At 62.9% G+C, this 22,540-nt stretch carries 17 protein-coding genes and 1 pseudogene; 12 read left to right on the forward strand and 6 right to left on the reverse strand.

Going from position 1 to position 22,540, the window contains the following annotated elements; translation table 11 throughout:
- Positions 1-5: 5 nt before the first annotated feature.
- The 3 genes and pseudogenes from DBO86_RS22390 to DBO86_RS22400 all read right to left on the reverse strand — a co-directional run bounded on the left by DBO86_RS22390 (position 6) and on the right by DBO86_RS22400 (position 4,395).
- Positions 6-1,103 (reverse strand): ABC transporter ATP-binding protein, encoded by a 1,098-nt coding sequence (locus tag DBO86_RS22390; RefSeq protein ID WP_108234885.1) that lies wholly within the window; start codon positions 1,101-1,103, stop codon positions 6-8.
- Between the two features lie 261 nt (positions 1,104-1,364).
- The gene (locus DBO86_RS22395) at positions 1,365-1,994 is read right to left on the reverse strand and encodes a response regulator (protein WP_108234886.1); all 630 of its coding nucleotides are present in this window, start codon (positions 1,992-1,994) and stop codon (positions 1,365-1,367) included.
- Positions 1,991-4,395, reverse strand: a pseudogene (locus DBO86_RS22400) (PAS domain-containing sensor histidine kinase). The gene DBO86_RS22395 and the pseudogene DBO86_RS22400 overlap by 4 nt, the downstream one beginning before the upstream one ends.
- A gap of 113 nt (positions 4,396-4,508) precedes the next feature.
- Between DBO86_RS22400 and DBO86_RS22405 the strand changes: the two are divergent.
- Entirely contained in the window at positions 4,509-5,498 is a 990-nt protein-coding gene (locus DBO86_RS22405; RefSeq protein WP_108234887.1) for an alpha/beta hydrolase family protein, read from the forward strand.
- A 21-nt stretch (positions 5,499-5,519) separates the two neighbouring features.
- On the opposite strand, the gene DBO86_RS22410 is transcribed toward DBO86_RS22405, so the two are convergent.
- The 3 genes from DBO86_RS22410 to DBO86_RS22420 are packed head-to-tail and all read right to left on the reverse strand — an operon-like array spanning position 5,520 to position 7,975.
- The gene (locus DBO86_RS22410; protein ID WP_108234888.1) at positions 5,520-6,281 is read right to left on the reverse strand and encodes a DnaJ domain-containing protein; all 762 of its coding nucleotides are present in this window, start codon (positions 6,279-6,281) and stop codon (positions 5,520-5,522) included.
- Positions 6,282-6,953 (reverse strand): N-acetylmuramate alpha-1-phosphate uridylyltransferase MurU, encoded by a 672-nt coding sequence (murU, locus tag DBO86_RS22415; RefSeq protein ID WP_108234889.1) that lies wholly within the window; start codon positions 6,951-6,953, stop codon positions 6,282-6,284.
- Positions 6,950-7,975, reverse strand: coding sequence for an aminoglycoside phosphotransferase family protein (locus tag DBO86_RS22420; RefSeq protein WP_108234890.1), 1,026 nt, complete (start codon positions 7,973-7,975; stop codon positions 6,950-6,952). The genes murU and DBO86_RS22420 overlap by 4 nt, the downstream gene beginning before the upstream one ends.
- 124 nt (positions 7,976-8,099) lie before the next feature.
- Between DBO86_RS22420 and DBO86_RS22425 the strand changes: the two genes are divergently transcribed.
- From DBO86_RS22425 to DBO86_RS22475, 11 genes are all read left to right on the forward strand, one after another.
- Entirely contained in the window at positions 8,100-10,874 is a 2,775-nt protein-coding gene (locus DBO86_RS22425) for an LPS-assembly protein LptD (RefSeq protein ID WP_108234891.1), read from the forward strand.
- Complete coding sequence (locus DBO86_RS22430) at positions 10,855-12,147, forward strand: peptidylprolyl isomerase (protein ID WP_108234897.1); 1,293 nt, start codon at positions 10,855-10,857, stop codon at positions 12,145-12,147. The genes DBO86_RS22425 and DBO86_RS22430 overlap by 20 nt, the downstream gene beginning before the upstream one ends.
- A 288-nt stretch (positions 12,148-12,435) precedes the next feature.
- On the forward strand, positions 12,436-13,431 hold the full coding sequence (gene pdxA / locus DBO86_RS22435; RefSeq protein WP_108234892.1) for a 4-hydroxythreonine-4-phosphate dehydrogenase PdxA: 996 nt from the start codon (positions 12,436-12,438) through the stop codon (positions 13,429-13,431).
- A 113-nt stretch (positions 13,432-13,544) separates the two neighbouring features.
- Positions 13,545-14,354 (forward strand): 16S rRNA (adenine(1518)-N(6)/adenine(1519)-N(6))-dimethyltransferase RsmA, encoded by an 810-nt coding sequence (gene rsmA / locus DBO86_RS22440; protein ID WP_003463530.1) that lies wholly within the window; start codon positions 13,545-13,547, stop codon positions 14,352-14,354.
- Positions 14,355-14,383: 29 nt separating this feature from the next.
- Positions 14,384-14,764: a Co2+/Mg2+ efflux protein ApaG gene (gene apaG / locus DBO86_RS22445; RefSeq protein ID WP_084340932.1), complete on the forward strand. Its 381-nt coding sequence runs from the start codon at positions 14,384-14,386 to the stop codon at positions 14,762-14,764.
- Positions 14,764-15,582, forward strand: coding sequence for a symmetrical bis(5'-nucleosyl)-tetraphosphatase (locus DBO86_RS22450; protein ID WP_003463533.1), 819 nt, complete (start codon positions 14,764-14,766; stop codon positions 15,580-15,582). Before apaG ends, DBO86_RS22450 begins: the two co-directional genes overlap by 1 nt.
- Positions 15,583-15,621: 39 nt before the next feature.
- Positions 15,622-15,951 carry a thiosulfate sulfurtransferase GlpE gene (glpE, locus tag DBO86_RS22455; RefSeq protein ID WP_003463537.1) on the forward strand — a complete coding sequence of 110 codons (330 nt, stop codon included), beginning with the start codon at positions 15,622-15,624 and terminating at the stop codon, positions 15,949-15,951.
- A gap of 284 nt (positions 15,952-16,235) precedes the next feature.
- Entirely contained in the window at positions 16,236-18,158 is a 1,923-nt protein-coding gene (locus DBO86_RS22460; protein ID WP_021488765.1) for a PrkA family serine protein kinase, read from the forward strand.
- Positions 18,159-18,232: 74 nt separating this feature from the next.
- On the forward strand, positions 18,233-19,504 hold the full coding sequence (locus tag DBO86_RS22465; RefSeq protein ID WP_108234893.1) for a YeaH/YhbH family protein: 1,272 nt from the start codon (positions 18,233-18,235) through the stop codon (positions 19,502-19,504).
- Positions 19,505-19,514: 10 nt separating this feature from the next.
- Positions 19,515-21,080, forward strand: a complete 1,566-nt coding sequence (locus DBO86_RS22470; RefSeq protein WP_108234894.1) for a SpoVR family protein — start codon at positions 19,515-19,517, stop codon at positions 21,078-21,080.
- A 57-nt stretch (positions 21,081-21,137) separates the two neighbouring features.
- Entirely contained in the window at positions 21,138-22,358 is a 1,221-nt protein-coding gene (locus DBO86_RS22475) for a multifunctional CCA addition/repair protein (protein ID WP_108234895.1), read from the forward strand.
- Positions 22,359-22,540 lie beyond the last annotated feature (182 nt).

Below are 22,540 nucleotides of genomic sequence, written 5' to 3' on the forward strand. Positions count from 1 at the left end.
AAGGCTCACTCGACTTGGAGTGGATCCAGCGCGCGGACATGCTCGACAGACCAGCCGAGCGGAACCAGGTCACCAACCGCCAGCGCCGGATCGAGCTCAGCTACGGGTTGCTTGACGTAGAAATCGGATTTGCCGCAGACCTCCAGGCGGATGCGCACGTGGTCGCCCAGGTAAATGAACTCGGCGATACGCCCGGAGAAGCGGTTCGGGCAGGCCTCGCTGTGGCCGTTGAGGCGAATGCGCTCGGGGCGGATCGACAGGCTCACCGCCTCACCGACGGCGCCGACGTTGACCGCTGTGGCGCGCACTTCCTCACCGCGCGCCAGGCGCACCACGCACTGCTCGCCATCGCGACTGACCAGCTCGCCAGTCAGACGATTGTTCTCGCCGATGAACTGGGCAACGAAGGTGTTGTGCGGCGCCTCATAGAGTTCGCGCGGCGGCGCGATCTGCTGGATCTCGCCCTGATGGAACACGGCCACGCGGTCGGACATGGTCAGCGCCTCGCCCTGGTCGTGGGTGACGTAGACCACGGTCACGCCCAGGCGCTGGTGCAGGTGCTTGATCTCCATCTGCATGTGTTCGCGCAGTTGCTTGTCCAGCGCGCCGAGGGGTTCGTCCATCAGCACCAGCTGCGGCTCGAACACCAGCGCACGGGCCAGGGCCACACGCTGCTGCTGACCACCGGAAAGCTGGCCGGGGTAACGGTTGCGGAAGCTGTCGAGTTGCACCATCGACAGCGCGCGCTTGACCCGCTCGCTGATATCGGTGCGCGACATGCCGCGCACGCTCAGCGGGAAGGCCAGGTTCTCGGCCACGGTCATGTGCGGGAACAGCGCGTAGTTCTGGAACACCATGCCGATGTCGCGCTTGTGCGGCGGCAGTTTGTTCAGCGAGCGGCCATCGAGGAGGATTTCGCCAGCGGTCGGCGTCTCGAAACCGGCCAGCATCATCAGGCTGGTGGTCTTGCCGGAACCGGACGGGCCGAGCAGGGTCAGAAACTCACCCTTGCGGATATCCAGGTTGAGGTCTTTGACGATCAGCGTTTCGCCGTCATAGCTCTTCTGTACGCCACGGAAGCTCACCAGTACATCGTTTGCCATCACACCACACCCTTGTTCTTGTCTCAGGCCGATGACTCAAGAGTAGGTCGACAAGACCGGGTGAAAAATCGGGCGGGATGACAAGCTGATATCAGGCGCGAGGAAATTCTTGTGTAGGGATTGCCCTACAAATTCCGAGTAATCGCATCGGTTATACAGCGCATGAAAACCGTGGGAGCGGCTTCAGCCGCGAAGCTCCGGTGGGCGATTCATCGCGACTGAAGCGGAGTGCCGCCCAGCCGCTCCTACGAAAGCGGTCGCTCAGACCAGGCGATGCTCCATGGCGTAACGCACCAGATCCGCCATCGAATGCGCGCCAAGCTTCTGCATCAGGCGCGCCTTGTGTGTGCTCACGGTCTTGTTGCTGATCGCCAGGTGCAGAGCGATGTCGTTGACGCCTTCGCCGCGTACCAGACGCTCGAACACCGAGAACTCGCGCTCGGACAGTTGCGCATGGGGCGGACGCGAATCGGTCAGGCCGACCTCGAAGACCATGCGGTCGGCCAGCGCCGGGTCGATATAGCGACCACCACTGGCCACCTTGCGAATCGCGGTGATCAGCAGCGCCGGGTCGCTGTCCTTGGTGGCATAACCGGCGGCACCAGCCTTGAGCGCACGCGCCGCCATCTGCGCCTCGTCGTGCATCGACAGCACCAGAATCGCCGGGGCCTCGCTCAGCGCACGGATACGCGGAATGGCCTCCAAACCGTTGACACCGGGCATGGAGATATCCAGCAGCACCACGTCGCAAGGCGTGCGCCGCAGCACCTCGAGCAATTGCTCGCCGTTACATGCCTCGCCCGCTACCTCGAGATCGCGTGCCATGCCGATCAGTTGCTTGATGCCTTCCCGCACGATGGTGTGGTCTTCGGCTACCAGTACCCGAATCACGCTGCGATCTCCTCTTCCAGATTGATGCGCGCGCACAGGGTAGTGCCCTCGCCCGGCTGGCTGTCAATCTGCAACTGGCCACCAAGCATGAGCATGCGCTCCTGCATGCCGACCAGGCCGAAAGATTGCCCCGGCTTGCGCAGCACCGGATCGAAGCCCTTGCCATCGTCGACCACCGACAGACACAGGCTGCCGCACTCCTGCCACAAACGCACCTCGACGCTGTGCGCGCCAGCGTGGCGCATGACGTTGGTCAGCGCCTCCTGAAGAATGCGGAACATGCCGATGGCCTGGGCATCCGGCAGATGCGGCAGGTGCTCCGGCACTTCGACCAGGCAAGGAATCTGCGTGCGCTCCTCGAAGCGCCGCACTTGCCACTCGATGGCCGAGGCAATGCCGGCATCGAGAATCGGCGGCCGCAGCGCCGTGGCCACATCACGCACCAGCTGGAACAACTGGGCGATCAGACGCTTCATGCTCGCCAGGCGCTCGTCCAGCTCGGGCATCTGCCCGGCGCAAACCAGCTCGCACATCGCCGTCTCCAGCTTGAGCACCGTCAGCACCTGGCCCAGTTCGTCATGCACTTCGCGGGCGATGCGCGCCTTCTCTTCCTCACGCACGCTTTCCAGGTGCGCCGACAGTTCGCGCAGACGCGCCCGCGAATGGCCAGTGCCAGCTCGGCCAGCTTGTTCTCGGTGATATCCCAGAGGATGCCGTCCCACACCACCCGGCCATTGCCCAGCGGACGCGCGGTGGTACGAATGTCCGCCCACAGCACCTCCTGCTCGGCGGTGAGGATGCGCCCCTGCCAGTACCAGTCGCTTTCGCCTTCCAGCGCCAGCGTCTGGCTGTTCAGATAGCTGTTCAGATCCTGCGGATGCACCAGGCTGCGGATGCCGCGCTCCTCCCGCTGCAGCTCCTGCGCCGGCCAGCCGACCATGTCCTGGCTGGCCTCGCTGATGTAGGCAAAGTTGACCACCGCTCCCGGCCCGGCGCGCTCCAGGCGAAACACCAGGCCAGGCACGTTGCCGGCAATGCCCTTGAAGCGCGCCTCGCTCTCCTCCAGCGCCGCACGAGCGCGACGGTGTTCGGTGACATCGCTGAGAAACACCACCAGGTACTCGGCCTGGCGATAGCGTAGAAAACTCAGCGATACGTCAGCCGGCATGCGGCTGCCATCGGCGCGCAGGCAGTCGACCTCGAAGCTGGGTGAACCCTCGTCCTGCTCGCGCACGCGCTTCCACAGGTTGAGCCAGCGGTCCATATGCAGGCCGGGCTCCAACTGACTCAATGGCTTGTCCACCAGCTCACCGGGGGCGTAGCCGAGCATGCGTTCGGCAGCGCGGTTGGCGTAGCGCAGGTGACTGTCCCAGTTGACCCAGAGAATGCCCACCGTGCTGTGGTCGATGGAGAACTGACTCAGGCGCAATGCCTCGGCGGCCTGCTGGTGACGATCCAGCTCGCCACGTGCGCCCAGCAGCCCTCGCTCGAGCAAACGCGTCTGCTGTCGTTGCCGATAAAGCGCGGTTGCCCCCAGCATCAGCAGCAGGCCGAAAAATAGCGCGAGCGTCTTCCAGAAGCCGACGAAATCGGTGGACTGCGGATAGCGCAAAGGCATCCAGGTGTCGCGCAATTCCTCCAACTCGCGAGCCGGCAGTGCCTTCAGGGTCTGATCGACGATGCCGGACAACAGCGCTTGATCGCGGCGCGTGGCCAGGCGCAGGAGCTGCGGCAAACCGATGTCGCCAACGATGCTCAGGCTGGAGAAACGTGATTCGCGCAGCAACAGGCTGAGGCTCGCCTCGTCCAGCACCGCATAGCTGACCTCCTGATTCAGCACCAGCAACAGCGCCGAACGCTCCGAAGGCGTCGCCCGCAGACGCAGGTTGGTATGAGTGCGCTCCAGATATTCGGCAGCCTGGCTCGGCGAGCGCAGGGCCACCATCTGCTCCAGCGGCAACTGGTCGAGGTCCACCGCACCATTGCCGCTGCGCTCGCCGACTACCAGATGCGGTACTCGCAGGTAAGGCATGGAGTAATGCCAGATGCGCAGGCCGGCCGGTGTCTGCTGCAGGCCTGGCGCCAGATCCACCTCGCCCGCACTGGCTGCCCGTTCCAGCGCCTCCAGATTCGGATACAGGCGCCAGTCCGGCGCGACGCCCATGCCTTCGAGCAGACGCTGCATCAGCTCGACATTGGCGCCCGTCAACTGTCGGTTCTGGCCACGCAGAACCCAAGGCGCCTGCTGGATCAGGCCCACGCGCAGCACGGGATGCTCCTTGAGCCAGGCGCGCTGCTCGGCATCGAAAGCCGGACGCAACGGCATGCGCGCGCTCTCGGCCCAGACGGTAGACATAGCCAGCATCAGCAGGAGGGCGAGGGAACGAAGAAGGAAATTCATGCACGGCGAATCCGGTGACGCGATCCCCTACCTTACTCCAGTCTTGCGCCAATCGCCTGACAAAAGCGGAGCCCGGCATTAGGCTCTGTAGCAGACGATCAGGAGCCTCATCGATGCGCCTTCATTCACTAGCACTGCTCGGTTTCTGCCTGCTCTCCTGTCCCGCGGCCTGGGCCGAGGAGCCGGCCGAGGATGCGCCGGCTGATAGCGCCGACGCCCCCGCGGCGAGCGAACGCCCGCTGTTGCCCGAACGCAGCATCAGCGACGCGCAGACACTGGAGCAACGTCTGGACAAACGTGAGCAGCAGATGCTGCAGGCCGGCGCCGAAAGTTTTCTTGCCCTGTGGCTGCCAGCCAACGTCGGCGAGCCCAGTGGGGCGGTGATTCTGCTGCCCGCTGATGTGGAAAACGCCGACGGCGCCGCCGCAATCGGCCCGCTGCGACGCAAGCTGCCCGACGCCGGTTGGCACAGCTTGAGCCTGACGCTGCCGGACCCGGACGGTGACCCGCTGCCACTGCGCACTGCCGCCACTGCAACAGCGGCACCGCAAAGCGATACCACCACTACCGAGAGCGCTCCTGCCGTCGAGAGCGCGTCCGACGCGACCGTAGACGAGGCTGCACAACCAGCGGGCAGCGGCGCGATCAGCCCGGAGCAACGGCGTCTGGCGCATGCCGGACGGGTGATGGCGCGCATCGATGCCGCCATCGCCTTCGCCAACCAGCAGCAGGCCAGGGCTATCGTCCTCCTCGGTCATGGCAGTGGCGCTTACTGGGCTGCGCGCTACCTGAGCGAGCGCCAGCCGGACAACGTGCAGAATCTGCTGATGGTGGCAGCCGAACTACCTGCCGGTTTCGCGCCGCCACTGGATGAGATGGTCGCGCAGCTGGCCGTGGCCACCGGCGACTTCTTCTACAAGGACCAAGCCACCGACCGCATGGCTGCGTTGAAACGCCTGCAGGCGAGCAAGCGAGCCAAGCTGCCCAACTACATCCAGGTAGCGATGAAAGCTCTGCCGGGTAACCTGGATGTTCAGCAAGAGCAGCTTTACCGCCGTCTACGTGGCTGGTTGACGCAGCATATTCGCACCGCAGGCAGCTAGCAGTCCGTTGAAAACTACCTGCTAGCGAATGCCTCGGCGCTGGCGAATCAGCGCATAGGCCTGATGCAGTTGGCGCGTGGTGTCGGTGGCTTCACGAATGCGCTCAGGCGAGGCGCCGGAGCCGGCCAGTTTGTCCGGGTGATGGCGGCTGAGCAGGCGCCGGTAGGCGCGCTTGATCTGCTCAGGCTCGCTGCCTTCATTGACGCCCAACAGGCGCAGCGCCTCCTGGTAACTGCCGCCAGCCGGTGCCGGCTGCTGACTGCGACGCGGTGCGTATTCCTCGCCCAGGCTATCGAGCCGGGTGCTGTCCCAGCCAAGCCACTTGCCCCAGAGCAGAATCAGCTCATGCTCACTGGCCGATACCCGTCCATCGACCCAGGCCATGCGCCAGCAGGCCCGCAGCATGGCATCGGCGCGCTCACGCTGACGCTGCAGCGGCGTACGCAGGTTGTCACGCCCGGTCTTGCCCCGGGCGAAGGCCTCGATGGCACGTCGCTGAGCCGCAGCGTCCAACCCCAGCCTTTGCATTTCCGAGCGAGCCTGCTGGATATGGCTCTGCACCACCCGACCGTCACTCTTGGCCAGACGCCCCAGCATCAGAAACAGCAGGTCGTCATCCGACGGCGCCGCACGACCGCCCAGACGCTCACGCAGATTGTCCCAGCCATGCAGGCGCAAACGACGATCCAGCACCTGCCCGAGCAGACCGCCCAGCAGAGCACCTGGGATGCTGGCCAGGGCGAGCCCGGCCGCTGCCCCGAGCATGGTGGCCGGCCACAACACCTAGCGTGCCTCCTGTAGCAAGCGCTCGACTTCGGCCAGGCGCTCGTGCGTACCGACATCGACCCAGCAGCCGCCATAGTGCTCGCCGCTGACCTGCCCGGCCGTCATCGCCTCACGCAGCAGCGGCGCCAGCTTGAAGGCGCCTGGAGCACAGGCCGCGAACAGGCGCGGATGCAGCACGGCAAGACCGCTATAGGTCAGCCGCTCACCCATCGTGCCGCTGTCCTGCACCTGGCCGGCCGCCAGAACGAAATCGCCCTGCGGGTGATGCGCCGGGTTATCCACCAGCACCAGATGTGCCAGACCGGCGAGCGGCTCACGCAACGCGGTGAAGGGGTAGTCGGTGAAGACATCGCCATTGACCACCAGAAATGGCTCGGCACCCAACAGCGGCAGCGCCTTGAAGATGCCGCCCCCCGTTTCCAGCGGCTCACCTTCGGGGGAATAGACGATACGCACGCCGAAGCGCCAGCCATCGCCGAGGTAGTCCTCGATCTGCTTGCCTAGCCAGGCGTGGTTGATCACCAGCTCGGTGAAGCCTGCAGCAGCCAGGGCGCGGATGTGGTACTCGATCAACGGCACGCCCGCCACCTGCACCAGCGGTTTTGGCGTATGCAGCGTCAAAGGACGCATGCGCTCGCCCTTGCCCGCCGCGAGGATCATCGCCTTCATACACGTGCCCCTTCATCTTTCGCCAGGCTGGCAAACAGCTCACCCAGCTCGACGAGCTCCGGCCGACGCGCCAGCACAGCTTCTATATAAGAGAAGAAACGCGGCACATCGCCGAGATACTTGGGCTTGCCATCGCGGTGGCAGATGCGCGCGAAGATGCCGATGACCTTGAGGTGGCGCTGCACACCCATCAGATCGCTGGCGCGCAGAAAGTCGTCGAACGAGGCCTGCACCAGAATGCCCGCCGCCCTGGCACGCTGCCAATAATCCTGCAGCCAGGCGTGCACGCGCGCCTCGGGCCAGCTGAGAAAGGCATCCTTGAACAGGCAGGTGATGTCGTAGGTGACCGGGCCGTTGACGGCATCCTGGAAATCCAGCACGCCGGGGTTGGGCGAGCTCTGCATCAGGTTGCGCGGCATGAAGTCGCGGTGCACGACCACCTTGGGCTGCGCCAGGGCGCTGTCGATCAACAGGCGACTGATACGCTGCCAGGCGGCGTCCTGCTCGGCGGTAAAGCTGCGCCCCAGGTGACGCTGCACGTACCACTCGGGAAACAACTGCAACTCACGGCGCAGCAACGCCTCGTCGTAATGCGGCAGGTGCCTGTCGAGGGGCAAACGCTGCTGCTGCAGCAAGGCCTCGATGGCATCGTCGAACAACTCGTCGGCATTGTGTTCGTTTATCACGTCCAGATAGGTCTGGCGGCCCAGGTCATCGAGAATCAGGAAGCCCTGCTCGAGATCGGCAGCCAACACCTGCGGCACATGCACACCGGCGCTGGACAGCAATGCCGCGATACGCACGAAGGGCTCGCAGTTTTCCTGAGGTGGCGGCGCATCCATCAGGATCAGGCTGCGCTCACCGGCCTGCCAACGAAAATAGCGGCGAAAGCTGGCGTCGCTGCTGGCGGGAGTGAGCTCGGCCTCAGGCACCACTCCCCATTCGCGTGCTGCGAAGAGGGGGGGCAGTTGCTCGGCGAGCCAGGTTTGCAGCTGTTGCAGACGTACATCGTGTTCAGACATCAAGGGGTCTCCGACGGCGCTAGCCGTTGCGCGGGTCATGCTTTATTATCCAGCATCTTTTTCAGCCCATCGAGAGGCGTGCGGGCCCTGGGCCGATAGCGCGCAGGAAGCCCGGACTAACAAGATGGCAGTAAAATACCCCGCGTTCCGCAAGAAATTCCCGCTGCTGGTCACCGGCAGCCTCCTGGCCTTACAGCCCGCGTTCAGCCTACAGTCCTTTGCCGCCGAGCAATACGATTGCCAGGCGTCGCCCACGGGCGGCTGGGCCTGCGCGCCGAAATCAGTGGCCAGCGCCCTGCCCCCGCGCCCGGTGCACAGCCGTGATGCTGTCAGCACCGGTGGAGCCAGCAACGAGGCGGTAGCCAAGCAGGAGGCTGCCCCGGTGCTGGTCACCGAAAGCAAGGGCCGCGCCCTCGCCTCGCGCAGCCCCGATTACAGTCACTTGGACTGGGTCCCGCGCGATAAGTTGACTGCCGCGCAACTGGCCGAAGCCGGCCCTTATTGCGCAGGCACCTATGTCGAACCGCTGCGCCCCGGCATGGATGACACCACGCCGCTGGACGAGTCGCCGATGTTCGTTTCCGCCAAAGCCTCGCGCTTCGAGCAGGAAAAACAGATCGCCACCCTCGCCGGTGACGTCGTCCTGCGCCAATCCGGCATGCAGGTCGAGGCCGACGAAGCCAGCCTGCACCAGACGGAAAACCGTGGCGAGCTGGTCGGTAACGTACGCCTGCGCGACAAGGGCATGCTGGTGGTCGGCGACCGCGCCGAACTGCAACTGGATAACGGCGAAGCGCGTATCGACAATGCCGAATACGTGATGCACCAGGCCCACGTGCGCGGTAGCGCGCTCTACGCCAAGCGCGAAGAGACCGCGATCATCCGCCTCAAGGATGGCACCTATACCCGTTGCGAACCGGGCGACAATGCCTGGCACCTGAAGGGCAACAACGTCACCCTGAATCCGGCGACCGGCTTCGGCACCGCGACCAACGTGACGCTGCGGGTCAAGGACATTCCGGTGTTCTACACCCCGTACATCTACTTCCCGATCGACGACCGTCGCCAGTCCGGCTTCCTGCCGCCGAGCATCGGCACCTCCAGCGACACCGGTTTTTCGCTGCAAACGCCGTATTACTTCAACCTGGCGCCGAACTACGACGCCACGCTGTACCCGACCTACATGGCCAATCGTGGCCTGCTGATGGAAGGTGAGTTCCGCTACCTGACCGAGAGCAGCGAAGGCCAGGTCGGCGGCGCATGGCTGAATGACGACGAAGACGAGCGCAAACTGCAGTCCGAGTACGAAGATCAGCGCTGGATGTACAGCTGGCAGCACAAGCAGGGCCTGAACTCGCGCCTGCTCGCCGAAGTCGACTACACCGACATCAGCGATCCCTACTACTTCCAGGATCTCGATACCGACCTGGGTATCGACAAGCAGACCTATGTCAACCAGCGCGGCACCCTGACCTATCGTGGTGACAGTTACCGCGCGCGGCTGAACCTGCATGCCTACGAACTGGCCAACATCACCGATGTGACGCCGTATGACCGTCTGCCGCAGATCACCCTTGACGGCAAGCTGCCGTTCAATCCGGGTGGTCTGGACTTCACCTACGGTACCGAGTACGTGCGGTTTGATCGCAACCTGCGCTCGGGCAACTACGTAAACGAAGATGGCGTAGATGAAGGCCCTTGGTATGACGCTCGCCTCAGAGGCCTTGCCCGGGCGGAGGGTCAGCGCCTGCATGTCGAGCCAGCTGTCAGCCTGCCGCTGAACTGGACCTGGGGTTTCCTCAAGCCTCAGATCAAATACATGCAGACTCAATACGACCTGAGCCTAGATAGTATTGGTAAAGGTAATGGCCCTAACGGATTGCTGCCCGAACAGCAATACAAATCCTCCCAGAATCGTGGTGTAGGCCTGTTCAGCGTCGACAGCGGTCTTTACTTCGACCGCAACACCCAGCTATTCGGCAAGGATTTCCGTCAGACCCTGGAACCGCGCGCGTTCTACCTTTACGTCCCAGAAGAAGACCAGACTGATATCCCTGTTTTCGACAGCGGCGAGTCAAGCTTCAGCTATGCCTCGCTATGGCGTGAAAACCGCTTCAGTGGCAAGGATCGCATCGGCGATGAGAACAAGCTGTCGCTAGGCGTGACCAGCCGCTGGATCGAGTCGAATGGTTTTGAGCGTCAGCGCTTTAGCATCGGCCAGGCCTTCTACTTCGAAGACCGCAAGGTACAGATGCCGGGTATTGACTACCGCACTCGCGAAGATGCCACCTCCGACGTATCGCCCTACGCGCTGGAGTACCTGTATCGCTTCAACCGCGACTGGCGCTTCTCGTCGACCTTCAACTGGGATCCGGATCAACGCAGTACCCGCTCGGGTAGCGCAATGTTCCACTACCAGCCGGAAGACAACCCGAACAAGGTCGTCAACCTGGGCTATCGCTACCGCAACGACACCATGCGCTACGACCGCGAGAGCAGCCAATGGGTCTTCGGCGGCGACTACGGCAGGCCGGGCGACCCTTACTACATCAAGGACTACTACAAGATCGACCAGCATGACTTCTCCGTCATCTGGCCACTTGCGCCACAGTGGAGCCTGATCTCGCGCTGGCAGTACGACTATGGCCGCAACCGTACCCTCGAAGCCTTCGGCGGCTTCGAGTACGACAGCTGCTGCTGGAAGCTGCGCCTGATCAACCGTTACTGGATCGATTACGACGAAGTCAGCCTCAACCCATCGCGCAACGACGAGCCGGATCGCGGCATCTTCCTGCAGATCGTCCTCAAGGGCCTCGGTGGCGTTGTGGGCAACAAGGTGGAAACTTTCCTCGACCAAGGCATTCAAGGTTACCGTGAACGTGAAGACCAAGCTTTCTGATCGCCTGCGCCCCCTGCTATTGGGCGCAGCACTGCTGGCGGCAACGGCTCAGGCCCAGGTTCGCCCACTGGATCGCGTCGTGGCCATCGTCGACAACGACGTGGTCATGCAGAGCCAGCTCGACGCTCGCCTGCGTGAAGTGCAACAGACCATCGACAAGCGCGGTGGCGCCCTGCCTCCGGAGAATGTACTCAGCCAGCAGGTGCTCGAACGCCTGATCATCGAGAACATCCAGCTGCAGATCGGCGAGCGCTCCGGCATTCGTATCACCGACGAAGAGCTGAACCAGGCCATGAGCACCATCGCCCAGCGCAACGGCATGAGCCTGGAGCAGTTCCGCGAAGCGCTGGCTCGTGATGGCCTGTCCTATGCCGATGCCCGTGATCAGGTGCGTCGCGAGATGATCATCAGCCGTGTGCGTCAGCGCCGCGTGGCCGAACGCATCCAGGTCACCGACCAGGAAGTGCAGAACTTCCTCGCCTCCGACCTGGGCAAGATGCAGCTGTCGGAAGAGTTCCGTCTGGCCAACATCCTGATTCCAGTTCCCGAGGGCGCGTCCTCCAGTGAAATCCAGGCCGCCGAGCGGCAGGCGCAGGAGGTGTATCAGCAGCTGCAGCAAGGCGCAGACTTCGCCCAACTGGCGATTTCCCGTTCGGCCAGTGAAAACGCGCTGGAAGGCGGCGAGATGGGCTGGCGTAAAGCCGGTCAGCTGCCGCCACCGTTCGACAACATGATCAGCCAGCTGAACCCGGGCGAAGTCACCGAGCCGGTGCGCACGCCGGGTGGTTTCATCATCCTCAAACTGATCGAGAAACGTGGTGGCGATACTCAGGTGCGTGACGAAGTGCATGTTCGCCACATTCTGATCAAGCCCAGCGAGATTCGCAGCGAAGAAGAAACCCGTCGCCTGGCCGAGCGCCTGTACCAGCGCATCGTCGATGGCGAGGACTTCGCCGAACTGGCGAAGAACTTCTCGGAAGATCCGGGTTCTGCACTCAATGGCGGCGACCTGAACTGGATCGACCCCGAGGCGCTGGTGCCCGAGTTCCGTGAAGTGATGAACAACACTGCCAGCGGCGAGCTGTCCAAGCCGTTCAAGAGTCCTTACGGCTGGCACGTGCTGCAGGTCATGGGCCGCCGCGCCACTGACAGCAGCGCGCAGTTCCGCGAGCAACAGGCCGCAAACCTGCTGCGTAACCGCAAGTACGACGAAGAGCTGCAGGCCTGGCTGCGCCAGATCCGCGACGAAGCCTACGTCGAGACCAAGCTGTAACAGCGGTATCGCTCCAAAAGCCCGGCCAAGTGCCGTAATGCTGTTCACTTAAGGTTGCACACGTTTGGCTCCCCTCTCCCATTTATGGGAGAGGGGCTGGGGGAGAGGGCAGAAAACACCGCAAAACTGCCAGTTTCCCCCTCTCCCTAACCCTCTCCCCCGGAGGGGCGAGGGGACTGATCGAGCTCGACCGTTTCTTAAGTGAACAGCATTACGGCCAAGTGCCGGGCTTTTTCGTTATTGGCCCGGCAGCGTAAACTGACGCCCCAGCCCGCACAGAGAGCGACCATGACTGCGCAGCACTGCTTTGCCCTCACACCTGGCGAGCCCGCCGGTATCGGTCCCGATCTCTGCCTGCTGCTAGCCCGGCAGGCGCAGCCAGTGCCTCTGGTCGCCATCGCCAGCCGCGAGCTACTGGCAGAACGCGCGAAGCAACTGGGGCTGAATATCGAATTGCTGACCGTCGGCCCGCAGCAATGGCCAAACAGCCCCGCAGCGGCTGGCGGCCTCTACGTCTGGGATACGCCCCTGGCGACACCTGCCGTCCCCGGCAAACTGACGCCCGCCAATGCTGCCTATGTGCTGCAGACCCTCACCCGCGCTGGCCAAGGCTGCCTGGACGGGACATTTGCCGGGATGATCACGGCGCCCGTACACAAGGGCGTGATCAACGAAGCGGGTATCGCCTTCTCTGGCCACACCGAGTTTCTCGCCGAACTGACCCACACCCAGCAGGTGGTGATGATGCTGGCGACCCATGGTCTACGCGTCGCCCTGGTCACCACGCACTTGCCGCTTAAGGATGTCGCCGCCGCCATCACCGCCGAGCGCCTGGAACGCGTCACGCGCATCCTCCACGCAGACCTGCAAGGCAAGTTCGGTATCGCCCAGCCGCGAATCCTGGTCTGCGGTCTCAACCCCCACGCCGGCGAAGGCGGGCATCTGGGCCGTGAGGAAATCGAGATCATCGAACCGACGCTGGAGCGTCTGCGCAGCGAAGGCATGAACCTGATCGGCCCGCTGCCGGCCGACACCCTGTTCACCCCCAAGTATCTCGACCATGCCGATGCCGTACTGGCCATGTACCACGACCAGGGCCTGCCCGTGCTCAAGTTCAAGGGCTTCGGTGCGGCGCTCAATGTCACGCTGGGCCTACCGATCATCCGCACCTCGGTGGATCATGGTACTGCCCTGGATCTGGCCGGTACCGGCAAGGTGGACATCGGCAGCCTGCAGGTGGCACTGGAAACCGCCTACCAGATGGCCGCCAGCCGCCAGGAATGAACCCCTGAGACCGCGGCCCGCGCCCGCGGCGCCATTCGCTGGTAGACTGTGCGACTTTCTTTTTTGCATCCAGCCTCGAGCAACACGACTCGAGGCGTTGCGCGGAGCCGTACATGCCCGAATACCAACACCGCGCGCGCAAGCGCTTCGGCCAGAACTTCCTGCATGATGCCGGGGTGATCGACCGTATCCTGCGCGCCATTCGCGCCAAGGAAGATGAACGCCTGCTGGAGATCGGCCCAGGCCAGGGCGCCATTACCGAGGGTTTGCTCGGCAGCGGCGCACAACTCGACGTGATCGAACTCGACCTCGACCTGATCCCCATCCTGCAAAACAAGTTCGGCGACAATCCGCGTTTTCGCCTGAATCAGGGCGACGCACTGAAATTCGACTTCGCCCGCCTCGACGCGCCACCACGCAGCCTGCGCGTTGTCGGCAACCTGCCCTACAACATCTCCACGCCGCTGATTTTCCACCTGCTGGACAACGCACCGCTGATTCGCGACATGCACTTCATGCTGCAAAAAGAAGTGGTCGAGCGCATGGCCGCCGGCCCGGGCGGCGGCGATTGGGGGCGGCTGTCGATCATGGTGCAATACCACTGCCGCGTGGAACACCTGTTCAACGTCGGCCCCGGGGCCTTCAACCCACCACCCAAGGTCGACTCGGCCATCGTCCGTCTGGTGCCGCATGAAACCCTGCCGCACCCCGCCAAAGACCATCGCCTGCTCGAACGCGTTGTGCGTGAGGCCTTCAACCAGCGCCGCAAGACCCTGCGCAACACGCTCAAGCAATTGCTGCCCGCCGATGCCATCGAAGCGGCAGGGGTCGATGGCAGCCTGCGCCCCGAACAGCTGGATCTGGCCGCCTTCGTTCGTCTGGCCGACCAGTTGGCCCTGCAGCCCTCGGTTGCGGCGGACTAAACTGCATTCACGCTCAACGGATTCATCGCATGTCCGACCCTCGTTATCAGATCGACGTCAGCGTCACCACCCGCTACTTGGCCGCGCAGTCGCAGCCGGAGCAGAGCCGCTACGCGTTCTCCTACACCGTGACCATCGTCAATAACGGCGAGCTGCCCGCTCAGCTGTTGTCGCGCCACTGGATCATCACCGACGGCGACGGCCGCGTGCAGGAAGTGCGCGGCGCCGGCGTGATCGGCCAGCAACCGCATATCGAGCCCGGCGCCAGCCACACCTACAGCAGCGGAACGGTCATGACCACCCAGGTCGGCACCATGCAGGGCAGCTACCAGATGCTCGCCGAGGACGGCAAACGCTTCGACGCGACTATCGCGCCCTTCCGCCTGGCTGTACCGGGAGCCCTTCACTGATGGCGGTGTATGCCGTCGGCGACCTGCAGGGTTGCCTCAAACCGCTCAAGTGCCTGCTCGAGCAAGTGTCCTTCGATCCCGCGCAAGACCAGCTTTGGCTGGTCGGCGACCTGGTCAATCGCGGCCCGCAGTCGCTGGAGACTCTGCGTTTTCTCTACTCCATTCGCCACGCCGTGACCTGTGTGCTGGGCAACCATGATCTGCATCTGCTGGCCGTGGCCCACAACATCGAGCGTCTGAAGAAGGGCGATACCCTGCGCGAGATTCTCGATGCGCCGGACCGCAACGATCTGCTCGATTGGCTGCGCATGCAGAAGCTGGTGCACCACGACGCCGAGCGCAAGGTGACCCTGGTACATGCCGGCATCCCGCCGCAATGGACGCTGAGCAAGGCGCTGCGTCGTGCCGCCGAGGTCGAAGAGGCGCTGCGTGACGATGCCCGTCTGCCGCTGTTTCTCGATGGCATGTACGGCAACGAACCAGCCAAGTGGCACAAGGACCTGCATGGCGTAACCCGCCTGCGCGTCATCACCAACTATTTCACCCGCATGCGCTTCTGCAAGGCAGATGGCACGCTGGACCTCAAGAGCAAGGAAGGCGCCGACAACGCGCCGCCCGGCTTCGCCCCCTGGTTCAGCCACCCGCAGCGCAAGATGCGCGGCGAGAAGATCATCTTCGGCCACTGGGCGGCGCTGGAAGGCAATTGCAGCGAACCAGGCCTCTACGCACTGGACACCGGCTGCGTCTGGGGTGGTGCGATGACCCTGCTCGACGTCGACAGCGGAGCACTGCACCGCTGCACCTGTCCCAAGGAATAAGCGCCCAAGGCGCCCCCAAGAATCACGCGAGGCACCAACATGAGCGAATTCAAGCGTATCTCCCCGCAACAGGCGCAGGAGCTGCGCGCCCAGGGCGCCGTGGTGGTCGACATCCGCGACCCACACAGCTTTGCCAATGGTCATATCAGCGGCTCGCGCCACCTGGACAACCACTCACTGCATGACTTCATCAGCCACGCCGACCTCGACGCGCCACTGATCGTCTCCTGCTACCACGGCAACTCCAGCCAGGGCGCCGCAGCCTACCTGGTCGCCCAGGGTTTCTCCGAGGTGTACAGCCTCGACGGTGGTTTCGAGTTGTGGCACGCCACTTACCCGAGCGAAACCGCGCAAAGCAGCGAAGAATAAATTTCTTCAGCCGGCAGGCCACGCCCGCTCTGGCCTGCCGCCCTTCCCCGACGCACGGTAACATCCCGTTATCGCTGTCCCGCCCTTGACGCTCTGCAGAACGAACTATTCTGTTAATCAGGCCATCCCACTCAAGGTAGAGCCGGCAAACCGGCATCGGGCCATCGGTAACGACTTTTGGGTTTTGGGGGATTCTTCCCGACTTGTATCCGAGCCGGGGTTACCCAGCACCTGCACGCACGACCGATCCTGAGCCAGCTTTCAGCATCGAGCGAGGTGAAGTCATGAGCATTTTCAGTCACTTCCAACAACGTTTCGAGGCGACCCGCCAGGAGGAGTACTCGCTGCAGGAGTACCTCGAACTGTGCAAGCAGGACCGCAGCGCCTACGCCACTGCGGCCGAGCGTCTACTGATGGCCATCGGTGAGCCCGAACTGCTGGACACCTCCAGCGATTCACGGCTGTCACGCATCTTCTCCAACAAGGTGATCCGCCGCTATCCGGCCTTCGCCGACTTCCACGGCATGGAAGAGTGCATCGACCAGATCGTCTCCTACTTCAGGCATGCCGCGCAGGGCCTGGAAGAGAAGAAGCAGATTCTCTATCTGCTGGGTCCGGTGGGTGGCGGTAAATCCTCGCTGGCGGAAAAGCTCAAGCAACTGATGGAGAAGGTGCCCTTCTACGCCATCAAGGGCTCGCCGGTGTTCGAGTCGCCGCTGGGGCTGTTCAACGCCACCGAAGACGGCGCCATTCTCGAAGAGGACTACGGCATCCCGCGCCGTTACCTCAGCTCGATCATGTCGCCGTGGGCCACCAAGCGCCTGCAGGAGTTCGGCGGCGACATCAGCCAGTTCCGCGTGGTCAAGCTGTACCCCTCAATCCTCAACCAGATCGCCGTGGCCAAGACCGAGCCGGGCGATGAGAACAACCAGGACATCTCCGCCTTGGTCGGCAAGGTGGATATCCGCAAGCTCGAGGAATACCCGCAGAACGACGCCGACGCTTATAGCTATTCGGGCGCGCTGTGCCGGGCCAACCAGGGCCTGATGGAATTCGTCGAGATGTTCAAGGCGCCGATCAAGGTACTACACCCGCTGCTGACCGCCACCCAGGAAGGCAACTACAACAGCACCGAAGGCCTCGGCGCGATTCCCTACAGCGGCATCCTGCTGGCCCACTCCAACGAGTCCGAGTGGCATAGCTTCCGTAACAACAAGAACAACGAGGCCTTCATCGACCGTATCTACATCGTCAAGGTACCGTACTGTCTGCGCGTGACCGATGAAATCCGCATCTACGACAAGCTGCTGATCAATAGCTCGCTGGCCAAGGCGCATTGCGCGCCAGACACGCTGAAGATGCTCGCGCAGTTCTCCGTCCTGTCGCGCCTGAAAGAGCCAGACAACTCCAACATCTACTCGAAGATGCGCGTCTACGACGGCGAAAACCTCAAGGACACCGACCCGAAAGCCAAGTCGATCCAGGAATACCGCGACAGCGCCGGTGTCGATGAGGGCATGAACGGCCTTTCGACCCGCTTCGCCTTCAAGATCCTGTCCAAGGTATTCAACTTCGACCCGCACGAGATCGCCGCCAACCCGGTGCACCTGCTGTACGTGCTGGAGCAGCAGATCGAGCAGGAGCAATTCCCGGCCGAAGTACGTGAGCGCTACCTGCGCTACATCAAGGAATACCTGGCGCCGCGCTATATCGAGTTCATCGGCAAGGAAATCCAGACCGCCTACCTGGAGTCCTACAGCGAATACGGGCAGAACATCTTCGACCGCTACGTGCTGTACGCCGACTTCTGGATTCAGGATCAGGAATACCGCGACCCGGAGACCGGCGAGATTCTCAACCGCGTGGCGCTCAACGAGGAGTTGGAGAAGATCGAGAAGCCGGCCGGCATCAGCAACCCGAAGGATTTCCGCAACGAGATCGTCAACTTCGTGCTGCGCGCCCGCGCCAACAACAACGGCAAGAACCCCACCTGGCTCAGCTACGAGAAGCTGCGCGTGGTCATCGAGAAGAAGATGTTCTCCAACACCGAGGATCTGCTCCCGGTCATCAGCTTCAACGCCAAGGGCAGCAAGGAGGATCAGCAGAAGCACAACGACTTCGTCAAACGCATGGTCGAGCGCGGCTACACCGAGAAGCAGGTACGTCTGCTATCGGAGTGGTACCTGCGGGTTCGCAAGTCTCAGTAAGCCTAATCCGGCGCGCGGCGCGTGCCGGGTCATTCGCTGCCTGCCTGTGGCTATGGGCAGGCTAGGGAGACGTCATGAGCTACGTGATCGACCGACGCCTCAACGGCAAAAACAAGAGCACGGTTAACCGCCAGCGCTTCCTGCGGCGTTACCGTGAACACATCAAGAAGGCGGTGGAGGAAGCCGTCAGCCGGCGCTCCATCACCGACATGGAGCACGGCGAGCAAATCAGCATTCCCGGTCGCGATATCGATGAGCCGGTGCTGCACCATGGCCGTGGCGGCAAGCAGACCATCGTCCATCCCGGCAACAAGGAATTCACCGCAGGCGAGCGCATCCCCAGGCCGCAGGGTGGTGGCGGTGGACGCGGCAGTGGCAAGGCGAGCAACTCCGGCGAAGGCATGGACGAGTTCGTCTTCCAGATCACCCAGGAGGAATTCCTCGATTTCATGTTCGAGGACCTGGAGTTGCCCAATCTGGTCAAGCGCCACCTGACCGGTGCGGAAACCTTCAAGACCGTGCGCGCCGGTATCAGCAACGATGGCAACCCCTCGCGCATCAACATCGTGCGCACCCTGCGTTCGGCCCACGCACGGCGCATCGCCCTGTCTGGTTCCAGCCGCGCCAAATTGCGCGATGCCAAGGCCGAACTGGAACGACTACGCCGGGAAGAGCCGGACAACTTCGGCGATATCCAGGCCATTCAGGAGGAAATCGAACGCCTCAGTGCACGCATCCATCGTGTGCCGTTTCTCGACACCTTCGACCTCAAGTACAACCTACTGACCAAGCAGCCCAACCCCAGCTCCAAGGCGGTGATGTTCTGCCTGATGGACGTCTCCGGATCCATGACCCAGGCCACCAAGGACGTAGCCAAACGCTTCTTCATCCTCCTGTACCTGTTCCTCAAGCGCAATTACGACAAGATCGACGTGGTCTTCATCCGCCACCACACCAGTGCCAAGGAAGTGGACGAGGAGGAGTTCTTCTATTCCCGGGAAACCGGCGGCACCATCGTTTCCAGCGCCCTGAAGCTGATGCAGGAAGTCATGGCCGAGCGCTACCCGGTCAACGAGTGGAACATCTATGCCGCCCAAGCGTCGGACGGCGACAACTGGAATGACGATTCACCGGTATGCAGGGATATATTGATCAACCAGATCATGCCGTTCGTGCAGTACTTCACCTACGTCGAGATCACCCCACGCGAACACCAGGCGTTGTGGTTCGAGTACGAACAAGTTGCCGAAGCCTTCGCCGAGAGCTTCGCCCAGCAGCAACTGGTGTCCGCCGCGGACATCTACCCGGTGTTCCGCGAACTGTTCCAGCGTCGTCTGGTGAGTTGAGGGCCAAGCCATGAATGCCAGCAGCAGAAAGCGCGAGCCGATCTCCACCGGTTCGGAATGGACCTTCGACCTGATCCGCCAGTACGACAAGGAAATCGCCCGCATCGCCGAGCGCTATGCGCTGGACACCTACCCCAACCAGATCGAGGTGATCACTGCCGAGCAGATGATGGATGCCTACGCCTCGGTGGGCATGCCGCTGGGCTACCACCACTGGTCGTACGGCAAGCACTTCCTCGCCACCGAAAAAGGCTACAAGCGCGGGCAGATGGGCCTGGCCTACGAGATCGTGATCAACTCCGATCCGTGCATCGCCTACCTGATGGAGGAGAACACCATCTGCATGCAGGCGCTGGTGATCGCCCACGCCTGCTACGGCCACAACAGCTTCTTCAAGGGCAACTACCTGTTCCGCACCTGGACCGACGCCAGCTCGATCATCGACTACCTGGTGTTCGCCAAGCAGTACATCATGCAGTGCGAGGAGCGTTACGGCATCGACGCGGTGGAAGAGCTGCTCGACTCCTGCCACGCGCTGATGAACTACGGCGTCGACCGCTACAAGCGCCCCTACCCCATCTCCGCCGAGGAAGAGCGGCGCCGGCAGAAGGAGCGCGAAGAACACCTGCAGAAGCAGATCAACGACCTGTGGCGCACCATTCCCAAAAGTGCGGACAAGGGCGGCGAGAAGGACAGCAAGCGTTTCCCCGCCGAACCACAGGAGAACATCCTCTATTTTCTGGAAAAACACGCGCCCCTGCTGGAACCCTGGCAGCGCGAGGTGATTCGCATCGTGCGCAAGATCGCCCAGTACTTCTACCCGCAACGCCAGACCCAGGTGATGAACGAAGGCTGGGCCACCTTCTGGCACTACACCCTGATGAACGACCTGTATGACGAAGGCCTGGTTACCGACGGCTTCATGATGGAGTTCCTGCAGTCGCACACCAGCGTGGTCTACCAGCCACCGTTCGACAGCCCCTACTACAGCGGCATCAATCCCTATGCTCTGGGTTTTGCCATGTACCGCGACATTCGCCGCATGTGCGAGAACCCCACCGAGGAAGACAAGCGCTGGTTCCCCGACATCGCCGGCAGCGACTGGCTGACCACGCTCAAGTTCGCCATGACCAGCTTCAAGGACGAGAGCTTCATCCTGCAGTTCCTCTCGCCCAAGGTGATTCGCGACTTCAAACTGTTCAGCATTCTCGACGACGACCAGAAGGACGAACTGCTGGTGCCGGCCATCCATGACGAACCCGGCTATCGCACCATCCGCGAATTGCTCGCCGCGCAATACAACCTGGGCAACCGCGAGCCCAATGTACAGATCTGGAACATCGACCGCCGTGGCGACCGCTCGCTGACCCTGCGCCATCAGCAACACGACCGCAAACCACTGGGCGACTCCACCGGTGAGGTGCTCAAGCACCTGCACCGGCTGTGGGGCTTCGACATCCATCTGGAGGTGTGCCAGGGCGATCAGTTGATCACCACTCAGCATGTGCCACCGCGCGGCAGCTCGGAGGGCGAAAGCGACTACCCGAGGCTGGACCTGATCATCCCGCCGATTTGAGCGCCTGCGCACCCGGCACGTTCTTCGGTATCCTCTGCGCTCAGTGGAGGAACATACATGCAGATCTACAAAGTCGGCGGCGCTGTGCGCGATCGCCTGCTTGGCCGTCCCGTAAGTGAAGTGGACTGGGTCGTGGTCGGCGCCAGCGCCGAGCAGATGCTCGAACTCGGCTATCGCCCGGTGGGCGCCGACTTTCCGGTGTTCCTGCACCCGCAAACGGGCGAGGAGTACGCACTGGCCCGTACCGAGCGCAAGAGCGGGCGCGGCTATGGCGGCTTCACCTTCCACGCCAGCCCCGACGTCACCCTGGAACAAGACCTGATCCGCCGCGATCTGACCGTCAATGCCATGGCCGAGGACGACCAGGGTAACCTGATCGATCCTTATAACGGCCAGCAAGATCTTGCAGCCCGCATCCTACGCCACGTTTCCCCGGCATTCGCCGAAGATCCGCTGCGTGTCCTGCGTGTGGCCCGCTTCGCCGCGCGCTATGCACCGCTCGGCTTCAGCGTCGCGACAGAAACCCTGATGCTGATGCGTGAGTTGGCAGAGTCAGGCGAACTGGCCCACCTCACCGCCGAACGCAGCTGGAAGGAAATCTCCCGCGCCCTGATGGAGCCGCGCCCGGACGTGTTCGTCCAGGTGCTGCGCGACTGTGGCGCGCTGGCCGCCCTGCTGCCGGAAGTGGACGATCTGTTCGGTGTGCCGCAACCGCAGGCACACCATCCGGAAATCGATACCGGCGAGCATGTGCTCAGCGTGCTGCGCCAGTGTGCGGAGCACGACCAGCCGCTGAACGTGCGCTGGGCCAGCTTGCTGCATGACGTCGGTAAAGGCCTGACGCCCGAGGATCAGTGGCCGCGGCATATCGCTCACGAGCAAAAGGGCCTGCGCCTGATCCAGGCGATCAACGCGCGCTGCAAAGCACCGCGCGACTGCGCCGAGCTGGCCATGCTGGTCGGTGAGTTTCATACCCATGGTCACCGCGCGCTGGAGTTGCGGCCCTCGACGCTGCTGGAACTGCTGCAACGCTTCGACGTGTTCCGTCGCCCGCAACGTTTCGTCGAATTCGTCGCCGCCTGCGAGATGGACGCGCGTGGTCGCCTGGGTCTGGAGCAGCGCGACTATCCACAAGCTGCTTACCTGCTCGGTGCTGCCGAAGCAGCGCGGCAGGTGCCGGTCAAACCGCTCGTGGAGAAGGGATTCAAAGGGGCGGAGCTGGGCGAAGCGCTCAACCGCGAGCGCCTGCAGGCGCTCAAGATCTACAAGGATCAATAGCCTTGTTGGCGCCGCGCAGCGATTCGTGGCCAGGCCGCAAATCTTTCTGAACGGCCACAATCGTTTTCGCCCCGGAGCGGGGCTCCTACACCGATATGCGCCCTCCCTGTAGGAGCCGCGCCTCGCGGCGAATCGTGGCCAAACCGCAAATCTTTCTGAACGGCCACAATCGTTTTCGCCCC

This window comes from Ectopseudomonas oleovorans, assembly GCF_003052605.1.
Taxonomy (GTDB): domain Bacteria; phylum Pseudomonadota; class Gammaproteobacteria; order Pseudomonadales; family Pseudomonadaceae; genus Aquipseudomonas; species Aquipseudomonas oleovorans_A.